The following is a 10,554-nucleotide window of genomic DNA, read 5'->3' as shown; positions in this document are numbered from 1 at the left end:
AGCTTCGACCCCTGCCTCCCCTGCGGCGTCCACATGTACCTCGGCAACGGCAAAACCCTCACCACCACCCACACCCCCACCTACGGAACCGACCATGCCTGACACGGAAGAGGGCGTCCGGCCCGCCCGGCTCGCGGACCCGGACGTCGAGGCGCGGCTCGCCCGGCTCGAGGAACTGCTGGCGGGGCTCGAGTCCGCTCCGGGGCCGACCGTGCGGTCCGCCCTGGAGGCGGTGCGGCTGCTCACCGAGGTCTACGGCGAGGCGCTGGGCCGCGTACTCGACCGCGCGGGCGGTGAACTGACGGCACGTCTGGCCGAGGACGAGTTGGTGGGCCACCTGCTGGTCCTGCACGAGATCCACCCGGAGCCGGCCGAGCGCCGGGCCGAGCGCGCCGTCGAACGGCTGCGCCCGGCCGTACGGGAGCGCGGCGGCGACGTCGAGTGGGTGGGCCTGGAGGAACAGGTGGCCCGGGTGCGGATCACCACGGGCGGCGGCGGGTGCGGTTCCGGGTGCGGCGGCGCCACGGACGACGTGACCGGTGCCGTCCGTGCGGCCGTGCTCGCCGCCGCGCCCGAACTGGCGGCGGTGGAGGCGGTGGCCGGCGCGTCCGAGCGGCAGGCGGCTGCGGCGTTCGTCCCCCTGGACTCGCTCATGCGTCGGGGTGCGCCGCGGCCGCAGGAGCCGCGGTGACCGGGGACGGGGCGCTGGCCCGCCTCATCCGCTCCTCGGCCGGCGGGGGCACCGCCGCAGCGGGCGAGGTGTGCGACCTGTGCGCCGCGCCGGTGCCCGGGGACCACCGCCACCTCTACGACACCGCCGAGGCCGAGGTGCGGTGCGCCTGCGGCCCCTGCTCGGTGCTCTTCGCCGGGGACGGGGCGGGCGGTGGGCACCACCGGCTCGTCCCCCGGCGCCGGGTGCGGCTTCCGCGCCTCGACACGGCGGCGCTGGGGGTGCCGGTCGGCCTGGTCTTCTTCGTACCGCGCGCCGACGGCACGGTCACCGCCGAGGGCCCGAGCCCGGCGGGCGCCATGCGCTGGGAGGTGGACGCGGCGACCTGGCGGCGGTTCGCCACCGGGTACCCGGAACTCGCCTCCCTGGAGCCCGAGGTGGAGGCGTTGCTGGTCAACACCGTCCAGGGCCTGGACCATCACTGGATCGTGCCCGTGGACGACTGCTTCCGGATGGTGGCCGTGGTCCGCAGCGAGTGGCGGGGCCTGTCCGGCGGGGCCCGGGTGTGGCCCGCCGTCGAGGAGTTCTTCGCGGAGCTGACCGAACGGAGCTGACCGACGTGCACGAGTTGTCGATCGCGACGGCCATCGTGGAACAGGCCGACGAGGTCGCCCGGGCCGAGGGGACGGGGACCGTCTCGGTGGTGACGGTGCGGGTGGGCGAACTGGCCGGGGTCGTACCCGACGCGCTGAGCTTCGCCTTCGAGGTCGCCCGCGAGGGCACCGCCCTGTCCGGGGCCCGGCTCGTCGTCGAGCAGGTGACCGCGCACGCCTACTGCGTGCCGTGCGACGCGGAGTTCCCGGTCGGCATGCCGCCGTTCTTCTGGTGCCCGCACTGCGACCGTCCGTCGCGGGACCTGCGCAGCGGGCGGGAGTTGGAGATCATCGCCATCGAGCCCGCGCCGTCGCCCGCGCCCTGACGGGCCGCCCGACGGCCGTACGGCCCCCGTCGGCGCGCGCGCCGACGGGGGCCGTACGTTCCCACGGGTCAGCAGATGCGCGGCAGTTGCTCCCCCAGCGGCAGGTCGACGACCCGGGTGCCGCCGAGGCCGGTGGCGACGACCACCATGCCCGGGTGCTCCTCGACGCACTCGCCGACGAGCACGGCCTGGCCGCCCCGCGGATGGGCACGCATCGCCGCCAGGACGGCTTCGGCCTCGGTGCGGGGCACGAAGGCGACGAGCCGGCCCTCGTTGGCGACGTACAGCGGGTCGAGGCCGAGGAATCCGCAGGCGTTCGCGACCGCCTCGGGGACGGGGATGGCGCGTTCGCGCAGCCGGACGCCCGTGCCGGAGGCGCGGGCGATCTCGTTGAGGGAGGCGGCGAGACCGCCCCGGGTGGGGTCGCGCAGCACGTGGATGTCCGGGGTGACGGCCAGCATGGCGGCCACCAGGTCTCCCAGCGGCGCGGTGTCGCTGGCGACCTCGACGCCGAACTCCAGGCCCTCCCTGACGCTCATGATCGCCACGCCGTGCAGGCCGATCGGGCCGCTGACGAGGACGGCGTCGCCCGGCCGGGCCCGCTGCGGGCGGATGTCCACTCCTTCGGGGACGACGCCGACCCCGGCGGTGGTGACGTACACGCCGTCGCCGTGTCCGGCCTCCACCACCTTGGTGTCACCGGTGGCCACGGTGACACCCGCGGCCTCCGCGGCGGCGCCCATGGCGCGCGCGATCCGGTCGACGACGGCCAGTTCCACGCCCTCCTCCAGCACGAAGGCAGCGGAGAGGTAGGCGGGGCGGGCGCCGCTCATCGCCAGGTCGTTGACGGTGCCGTTGACCGCCAGGTCGCCGAGGCTGCCGCCGGGGAAGAACAGCGGCCTGACGACGTAGGAGTCGGTGGAGAACGCCAACCGGGTGCCGCCGAGGTGGAGGACGGCGGAGTCGCCCATCGCGGCGAGGACGGGGTTGCCGTAGGCCGGGGCGAAGACGCCCTCGATCAGTTCGGCGGACAGGGCGCCGCCTCCGCCGTGGCCCATCACCACGACCGGCTGGTCGTGCAGGGGGGCGGGGCAGGTCCAGTTCACCGGGTCGACGGGGGCGTCGCCCACCGTGTAAGCCAGTTCAGCCAACGGGGTTCATCTCCTCCTGCGGGACACGGGAGCCCTGCGGCGCCGGGGCGCCCGGTGAGGCCTGTCCGGTCATCCGGCGGTACAGGTAGTAGGCGGCGCAGGCGCCCTCGTTGGAGACCATGGTGGCGCCGAGCGGGGTACGCGGGGTGCAGGCGGTGCCGAACGCGGCGCACTCGGTGGGCTTGATCAGCCCCTGCAGGACCTCGCCCGCGCGGCACACGGCGGGCTCCTCGGTGCGGATGCCCCCGACGTCGAAGCGGTGCTCGGCGTCGTAGGCGCGGTAGGCCTCGGACAGCCGCCAGCCGCTGGCGGGGATGCGCCCGATGCCGCGCCAGGACCGGTCGGTGACCTCGAAGACCTCCTCGAGCATGCTCAGGGCGGCCGGGTTGCCCGCCTCGCGCACGGCACGCCGGTAGGCGTTGTCCACCCGGTGCTCGCCACGCTCGAGTTGGTGCACGGCCCGGCGGATGCCTTCGAGGATGTCCAGCGGTTCGAAGCCGGTGACGACGATGGGGACGCGGTGCCGCTCGGCCAGGTCCGGGTACTCGGCGGTGCCCATGACGCTGCACACGTGCCCGGCGGCGAGGAAGCCCTGCACCCGGCAGGCCGGGGCCGTCATGATCGCCTCGATGGCCGGCGGCACCCTGACGTGCGAGACCAGCAGGCTGAAGTTGTCCAGGCCGAGGCGGCGGGCCTGGTGCACGGCCATGGCGTTGGCGGGGGCGGTCGTCTCGAAGCCGATGGCGAAGAAGACCACCTGCCGGTCCGGGTGCTGCCGGGCGAGCCGGAGCGCGTCGAGCGGCGAGTACACCACCCGTACGTCCCCGCCCTCGCCCTTGACCCGGAACAGGTCCCGGTCGGTGCCCGGCACCCGCAGCATGTCGCCGAACGAGCAGAAGACCACGTCGGGGCGGGCGGCGATCTCCAGTGCCTTGTCGATGACTTCCAGGGGGGTCACGCACACCGGACAGCCGGGACCGTGGATCAGCTCCACCTCCTCGGGCAGCAGTTGGTCGATGCCGTGCCGGATGATCGAGTGGGTCTGGCCGCCGCAGACCTCCATCAGCGCCCACGGCCGGGTGACCGTCGCGCGGATCTCGTCCAGCAGCCGCCGGGCCAGTTCGGGGTCGTTGAACTCGTCGATGTACTTCATCAGGCCTCACTCCCGCTCTTCTCGCGTCCCTGGGCCTCCGGAGTGTGCGGGGCCGGGTCACCGGCCTGCTCGGCCGCCTGGAGCCAGGCGTCGCCGAACTCCTCGTCCAGCAGCCCCAGTTGCTGGAACAGCTCCAGGGACGCCCGGGCCGACTCCTCATCCAGGCGCTGGAGGGCGAAGCCGACGTGGACGATCACGTACTCCCCCACCCGCACATCGGGCAGGTACTCCAGACATGCCTGTTTCTGCACCCCGCCGAAGTCGATCAGACCGGTGAGCGGGTCGGCGCGGTGGTCGATGGCCACGACTCTGCCGGGCACTGCCAAACACATGGGTCACTCCGTCTCGTCGCTGTCTCTCGTCCGCCGGCCCCGCCGCCCTCGCGCGGGTCCCGGCCCGGTCGGCTCATCCGGCGGCCCCCGGACGCCGCCGGCGGTGTGGCTCGTGTGCCGCGACCACGAGCTGTCCGAGGGCCAGTCCGCCGTCGTTCGGGGGGACTTCGCCGTGGCGCAGGACGGTGAAGCCGTCCTCGGCGAGCAGCGCGGCGCACGCGTCCTCCAGCAGACCGTTGGCGAAGACACCGCCGCTGAGGACGGCGGTGGTCAGGCCGGTGGCCGCGCGGGCACGGCGGCAGACCTCCGCGACGGCCCGCGCGAGGCCCCGGTGGAAGCGGACCGCGAGGACCGCCGGCGGGGTGCCGCGCCGCTGGTCGTCGAGGAGCGCCCGCAGCATGGGCGCCGGATCGCAGCCGAGGGGGCCGGGGCCGTCGGTGAACCCGAAGGGGTACGCTCCGCCGTCGGCGTCCCGGGCCTGAGCCGCGGCCGCCTCCAGTTCCAGCGCGGCCTGTGCCTCGTATCCCGCGCGGTGGCAGACACCGGCGAGGGAGGACACGGCGTCGAACAGCCGCCCCGTGCTCGAGCTCGGCACGCAGGCCAGGTCGCGTTCCAACTGCCGCTGGAGCAGCGCCCGTTCCTCCGGGGTGCAGGCGGCGAAGCTGGGCAGGCCGGGGTCCCAGGGCAGTCCCGCGGCCCACAGCCGGGCCAGGGCGAGCCGGCAGGGGTTGGCCACACCGGCGTCGCCGCCGGGCAGCGGGGCGGGGGTCAGCCGGGCGAAGCGGCGGTGGCCGGTGTAGTCGGCGAGCAGGAACTCGCCGCCCCAGACGGTGCCGTCGTCGCCGTATCCGGTGCCGTCGAAGGCGACGCCGATGACGGGCGTGGTGCCGTCGAGGCCGTGCTCGGCCATCGCCGAGGCGACGTGGGCGTGGTGGTGCTGGACCAGTACGGGCTCCGGCTGCGGGAGTCCGGCGGCGCGGCGGCGGGCCCAGCGGGCCGAGTGGTAGCCGGGGTGGCGGTCGGCGGCGACCAGGGCCGGGGTCACTCCGGTCAGGCGCAGCAGGTGCCGCTCCGCCCGCCGGGCGGCCTCCTGGGCGGCGAGGTCCCCCATGTCGCCGATGTGCGGCCCGAACCAGGCCTGCTCGCCGTCCCCGACGCACAGGACGTTCTTCAGGTCGCCGCCCAACGCGAGCGCGGGGCGCACCGCGAGCGGCAGGCGCAGCGGGCGGGGCGCGTAGCCGCGGGAGCGGCGCAGCACCTGTTCGGTGCCGTCGGGGCGTACCCGCAGCAGGGAGTCGTCGCAGGGGCAGGCGATGGGGCGGTCGTGGGCAAGCCAGGCGTCGGCCAGCCCGGCGAGCCGGGTCAGCGCCTCCGCGTCGTCGGTGACGATCGGCTCCCCGGAGCGGTTGCCGCTGGTCATCACCAGGACGCGCGGACCGGGGGGATCGCCGGGCATTCCGAACAGCAGGGTGTGCACGGGGGTGTAGGGCAGCAGCACGCCGACGTGGGGGCTGCCCGGGCACACGGCGTCGGACAGGCGGAGCCCGTCCGGTCGTGCGCGCCGGCGCAGCAGGACGACGGGCCGCGCCGGGCCGGTGAGCACGGCCCGTTCGCGGTCGGTGAGGTCGGCGATCCGCTCGGCGGTGGGGAGGTCGGCGCACATCACCGCGAACGCCTTGCCGCCGCGTTCCTTGCGCGCCCGCAGGGTGGCAACGGCGCGGGTGTCGGTGGCGTCGCAGGCCAGGTGGTAGCCGCCGACGCCCTTGACGGCGACGATCCGTCCGGCGGCGAGCAGGGACCGGGCCGCCGCCAGGGCTTCCGCGTCCCGGGCCGGGCGCAGTCCGTCGCCCGCGGCGGGGACCAGACGCAGCTGCGGGCCGCAGTCCGGGCAGGCCACGGGCTGGGCGTGGAAGCGCCGGTCGGCGGGGTCGGTGTACTCCCGGGCGCAGGCGGGGCACATCGGGAAGCCGGCCATGGTCGTGGCGGCGCGGTCGTAGGGCAGGGCGGTGGCGATGGTGAAGCGGGGGCCGCAGTGGGTGCAGGTGATGAACGGGTGCCGGTGGCGGCGGTCGTCCGGGTCGGCCAGTTCGCGCACGCAGTCGGCGCAGGTCGCGGTGTCGGGCGGGAGGTGGGTGTGTCCCGGGGAGTGCGCGCTGGGCCGGATGGCGAACGGGTCGGTGGCGCCGGTGGCGGGGAGGTCCTCCAGGCCGATGCCGGTCACGGCGGCCAGCGGGGGCGGTTGCCGGGCCAGCCGGTCGCAGAAGCGGGTGACGTCGTCCGCCGGGCCCTCGATCTCGATCAGCACGCCGGCGGCGGTGTTGCTGACGAAGCCGGCCAGCGCCAGGTCGGCGGCCAGGCGGTGCGCGTACGGCCGGAAGCCCACGCCCTGCACGGTGCCGCGCACGGTGAGCCTGCGGCGTACCGGGCCGGTGACGGGTGCGGTCATGAGGCGGGGGCGGTCGCCGGATGCGGGTGGGTGTGGTGGTCGTGGGCCTGCTCGCCGTCGGCGGCGTGCTCGTGGACGTGGGGGTGCGGGCTGAGCGGGGGCCGGTGCTGCGGGGCGCCGTCGCGGGCGGCCAGCGCACGGTCCAGGACGGTGTCGACGCCGTCGCCGGTGCGCGCGCAGGTCCGTACGATCTCCACCCCGGGGTTGACCTGCTGCACATGGGTGCGGAAGGCGGCCTCGTCGAACCCGGCGGCCTCGGCCAGGTCGGTCTTGGTGACCACGACCAGGTGGGCCGAGCCGAACGCGGTGGGGTACTTCAGCGGCTTGTCCTCGCCCTCGGTCACCGCCATCAGCACGATCCGCAGGGTCTCGCCGAGGTCGTACGACGCGGGGCAGACGAGGTTGCCCACGTTCTCCACGAACAGCACCGCCGTGTCCTCGGGCAGCCAGCCCTCCAGCCGGGAGCGGACCTGCCGGGCCTCCAGGTGGCAGAGTCCGTCGGTGAGCACCTGCTGCACCGGGGCGCCGGAGCGGGCCAGCCGGCGGGCGTCGTTCTCGGTCGCCAGGTCCGCGGTCAGCGCGGCCACCGGGACGCCCCGTTCGACGGCGCGGGCGAGCACCCGGCCGAGGAGTTCGGTCTTGCCGCTGCCGGGGCTGGACAGCAGGTTGACAGCGGCGACGCCCTGCCGGGCCAGATCGCCGCGCAGGGTGGCGGCCAGATCGTCGTTCCTGGCGAGGACGGCCTGCTTGACGTCGACGGACCGGCACATGGCGCTGCTCCTCGGGGTGAGCTCGAAAGGCGGGGAGAGGACGGGAAGGGAAAAAAGGGGACGGGGACGGGACGGGGCGGACGGTTGCGGGTCCCCTCACCGATCTTCGGCCGCGTCGGTGGCCAGGTGCGGGAGCGCAGCCGTGTGCGCCGGGGCGGATTCCTCCGTGCGGACCAACGGCGGGGTGGCCGCGGGATCGGCGAGCAGCACCGGGATCATGGTGTGCAGGGCCTCGACGGCCGGGGCGACGGCCGCCCGCACCGGGTCGCTGAGCCCGGCCATGATGTCCTCGTCGCCGCGTGGCCGCACCTGGGGCTCGCAGGCGAGCACGAGGACGCGCGGGAGCGGCCCGTCGCCCAGGTGCGCGGCCAGGGCGAGCACCTTGGCCGGGTCCATGCCGTGGGCCTCCGGCGGGGCCGCGGCGCCGGTCTCGGCGTCGGGGAGGTCCGCCTCGATCAGGGACAGGGTGCCGGGCCGGTGACCGCGCGGCGCCGCGTCGACCAGGACGGCGGTGTCGTATCCGTCCAGCAGTTCGTAGGCGAGGTCCAGGCCGCGGATGCCGTAGTCCCGCACCCGGACCCCGGCCGGCAGCGGGCGGGCGGCGAGGGCCTGGATCACCTCGGGGCCGAAGGCGTCGTCGGCCAGGAAGATGTTGCCGACGCCGGCGACCAGGAGCCGGGTGGCGGGCGACGGCGTCATCGGGTGCCTCCGGTGAGCGGGGCGCCGGCCGGGGACAGGGGGCGCGTGCACGCGCCGGGCACCTTGCGTACAAACGCCGAGCGCAGCGCGTGGTAGGGGGCGGCGGGGTCGAAGAAGGCGGCGTGCATCCGGGCGAGTTCGGCGCGGCGGTGGTCCGCGAGCGGCCGTACCACCTCGTCGCGGGCCCGGACCGCCGCCTTGGCGTCGATCCGCCGGCCGAGGTCGGGGGCGTCGGCGAGCGCGGCCGCCATGCGGTCGACCTCGGCGGTGAACTCCCCGGCGGGGACGGGCACGAGACGGTCCACCAGGCCGAGGCCGTGCGCGGTCGCGGCGCTCACCGGCAGGGCCTCGGTGGTCAGCCGCTCGGCGGTGCCGGTGCCGGTCCGGCGCGGCAGGGTGTACGTCCAGAACTCCGAGCCGTACAGGCCCATCCTGCGGTAGTGCGGGTTGAGCACGGCGCCGGTGCGGCACCACACCTCGTCGGCGGCGAGGGCGAGCATGACGCCGCCCGCGGCGGCGTTGCCGCCGAGCGCGGCGACGACCATCCGGTCGGTGGTGTCCAGCACCGCCTCGACCAGGTCGTTCATGGCGCCCAGGTTGGCCCACGACTCGGCGGCCGGGTCGTCGGACGCCTCGATGACGTTCAGATGGATGCCGTTGGAGAAGAAGTCGCGGGCGCCGCCGAGGACGAGGACCGGGGTGGGACGGTCGAGGGCGTGGCGGTAGGCGGCGAGCAGCCTGCGGCAGTGGTCGGTGCTCATCGCGCCGCCGGGGAAGGAGAAGGTGACGAAGCCGACGTCGCCGCGCTGCCGGTAGCGGATGTCGGTCCAGGTGCGCCGGCCGGCCGGCAGTTCGAGGGGTACGGCCGCCTCCGGGAGACCGGTCGGGCCGAGGACCGAGACGGCCGGGCGTTTGAAGGGGGCCGGGTCGCCGGAGTTCTTGCGCGGCCTGAGTTCCGGGATCCACACGGCGCCGTCCCGGGTGGCCCGGCACACCGCTCCCGCCCGCGTGGCGAGCAGTTCTCCGGGGCGGCCGCGCAGTTGGTCCTCCGGGTGGCCGCCGTGCAGGTACAGCTCACGGCCGAGGAGTTCGTCGAGGACGCCGGGCTGGGAGTCGGCGCCCTGGAGCTTGCGCAGCACGGTCGCGGTGCTGTCCTTCCCCCAGTGGACGTGGCGCCGTTCCTGGCGCAGGAAGCCGCGCCGGACGACGCGGGTGGTGGGGTCGCTCTGCGGCAGCGGTTTGAAGGAGCCCTCGGCGTAGCGTCGTACGGCCAGCAGCACGGCGGCCACGGCGGCGTCGGAGACCTCGTTGCGGTACAGGTCGCTCTTGCCGACCGGCGCGGTCGCGAACGGCATGGCCGCCCAGATGTCGCCGGCGTCCATCGCCGCCTCGGCCTGGAGGACCGTCACGCCCCAGTCGGGCGCCTGGTCGGCGATCGCCCAGTCCAGCGAGGAGGGGCCCCGGTCCCCCGGTGGGCCGGGATGCACGATGAGGCAGGTGACCTCCCGCCACACGTCCTCGGGCAGCGCGGTCTTGAGCATCGGCGCGATGACGAGTTCCGGGTTCGTCTCGGCGATGGCGGTGCGGACCGCGTCGGGGCCGTGTGCGGCGAGCACGACGTCGACGTGGTGGCCGTGGTCCGCGAGTTCGGCGTAGACGCGCTGGGACAGGCTGTTGAACGCGCTGGCGACGAGCAGAATGTCCATGACGCGGCATGGTGTCCGGTTCTCGGGGCTCCGGGAAGGACCCCGGCGGGGCGTTCGTCCGTCTGCGTCAGGTGTCCTCCGCCGTCCGCGTCAGGTCTCCTCCATCCGGATCGCGGTGCGCGGGTCCTCGAAGGCGCGGTCACGGACGCGCCGGCCGGCAGCGGCTCGACGGGCCTCGACGGGCCGGCACCCGGCGCGTCGGTTCATTACCTTCTGCTTATCTGATGTAACAGTCTGCATATGATCTGTCAGCAGAGCATCGACAGGGCCCCCGGCCGCTCCTCTCGCCGTCGCGCGCTGCGCGGGACGCTGCTCGCCGCGGCGACCACCGCGGCACTGGCCGGCGGGCCCCAGGCGACGGCGGCCCCGACCTCCGGTCTCGGTACCAACTGGGAGGCCATCGCAGCGTGCGAGTCCAGCGGCAACTGGAGGGCGAACACCGGCAACGGGTACTACGGCGGGCTCCAGTTCCGTCAGTCCAGCTGGGTCGCCGCGGGAGGCCTGAAGTACGCGCGCCGAGCGGACCTGGCCTCGCGCAGACAACAGATCACCGTGGCCAGGCGGCTCGCCACCGCGCAGGGGATGTCGGCCTGGGGATGCGCCTGACGAGACCGCGGTCGTCCAAGTACCGCTCCACCAAAACCCGTT

At 75.0% G+C, this 10,554-nt stretch carries 11 protein-coding genes; 4 read left to right on the top strand and 7 right to left on the bottom strand.

Annotated elements, in window-relative coordinates; all coding sequences use genetic code 11:
- Positions 1–94: 94 nt before the first annotated feature.
- The 3 genes from ACIHCX_RS11230 to hypA are packed head-to-tail and all read left to right on the top strand — an operon-like array spanning position 95 to position 1,649.
- On the top strand, positions 95–691 hold the full coding sequence (locus tag ACIHCX_RS11230) for a NifU family protein (RefSeq protein ID WP_400028649.1): 597 nt from the start codon (positions 95–97) through the stop codon (positions 689–691).
- On the top strand, positions 688–1,284 hold the full coding sequence (locus tag ACIHCX_RS11225) for a DUF5947 family protein (RefSeq protein WP_400028648.1): 597 nt from the start codon (positions 688–690) through the stop codon (positions 1,282–1,284). Before ACIHCX_RS11230 ends, ACIHCX_RS11225 begins: the two co-directional genes overlap by 4 nt.
- A 5-nt stretch (positions 1,285–1,289) precedes the next feature.
- Positions 1,290–1,649, top strand: a complete 360-nt coding sequence (gene hypA, locus ACIHCX_RS11220) for a hydrogenase maturation nickel metallochaperone HypA (protein WP_400028647.1) — start codon at positions 1,290–1,292, stop codon at positions 1,647–1,649.
- A 68-nt stretch (positions 1,650–1,717) separates the two neighbouring features.
- Here the strand turns inward: hypA and hypE are convergent, their stop codons facing one another.
- From hypE to ACIHCX_RS11185, 7 genes are all read right to left on the bottom strand, one after another.
- A complete protein-coding gene (gene hypE, locus ACIHCX_RS11215) occupies positions 1,718–2,800 on the bottom strand; it encodes a hydrogenase expression/formation protein HypE (RefSeq protein ID WP_400028646.1) in 1,083 nt (360 codons plus the stop codon).
- Entirely contained in the window at positions 2,793–3,953 is a 1,161-nt protein-coding gene (gene hypD, locus ACIHCX_RS11210) for a hydrogenase formation protein HypD (protein WP_400028645.1), read from the bottom strand. Before hypD ends, hypE begins: the two co-directional genes overlap by 8 nt.
- Positions 3,953–4,285 carry a HypC/HybG/HupF family hydrogenase formation chaperone gene (locus ACIHCX_RS11205; RefSeq protein ID WP_400028644.1) on the bottom strand — a complete coding sequence of 111 codons (333 nt, stop codon included), beginning with the start codon at positions 4,283–4,285 and terminating at the stop codon, positions 3,953–3,955. Before ACIHCX_RS11205 ends, hypD begins: the two co-directional genes overlap by 1 nt.
- 73 nt (positions 4,286–4,358) lie before the next feature.
- Entirely contained in the window at positions 4,359–6,731 is a 2,373-nt protein-coding gene (hypF, locus tag ACIHCX_RS11200) for a carbamoyltransferase HypF (protein ID WP_400028643.1), read from the bottom strand.
- Positions 6,728–7,501 carry a hydrogenase nickel incorporation protein HypB gene (gene hypB, locus ACIHCX_RS11195; RefSeq protein ID WP_400028642.1) on the bottom strand — a complete coding sequence of 258 codons (774 nt, stop codon included), beginning with the start codon at positions 7,499–7,501 and terminating at the stop codon, positions 6,728–6,730. Before hypB ends, hypF begins: the two co-directional genes overlap by 4 nt.
- A gap of 96 nt (positions 7,502–7,597) precedes the next feature.
- Positions 7,598–8,200, bottom strand: coding sequence for a hydrogenase maturation protease (locus ACIHCX_RS11190; protein WP_400028641.1), 603 nt, complete (start codon positions 8,198–8,200; stop codon positions 7,598–7,600).
- Positions 8,197–9,906: an enoyl-CoA hydratase-related protein gene (locus ACIHCX_RS11185; protein ID WP_400028640.1), complete on the bottom strand. Its 1,710-nt coding sequence runs from the start codon at positions 9,904–9,906 to the stop codon at positions 8,197–8,199. The genes ACIHCX_RS11190 and ACIHCX_RS11185 overlap by 4 nt, the downstream gene beginning before the upstream one ends.
- Before the next feature lie 240 nt (positions 9,907–10,146).
- Between ACIHCX_RS11185 and ACIHCX_RS11180 the strand changes: the two genes are divergently transcribed.
- The gene (locus ACIHCX_RS11180; protein WP_400028639.1) at positions 10,147–10,512 is read left to right on the top strand and encodes a transglycosylase family protein; all 366 of its coding nucleotides are present in this window, start codon (positions 10,147–10,149) and stop codon (positions 10,510–10,512) included.
- Positions 10,513–10,554: the final 42 nt, after the last annotated feature.

It is taken from the genome of Streptomyces sp. NPDC052043 (genome assembly GCF_044548235.1).
Taxonomy (GTDB): domain Bacteria; phylum Actinomycetota; class Actinomycetes; order Streptomycetales; family Streptomycetaceae; genus Streptomyces.
Note: the sequence above shows the minus strand (reverse complement) of the source record. Positions and strands in the feature narration are given on the sequence as shown.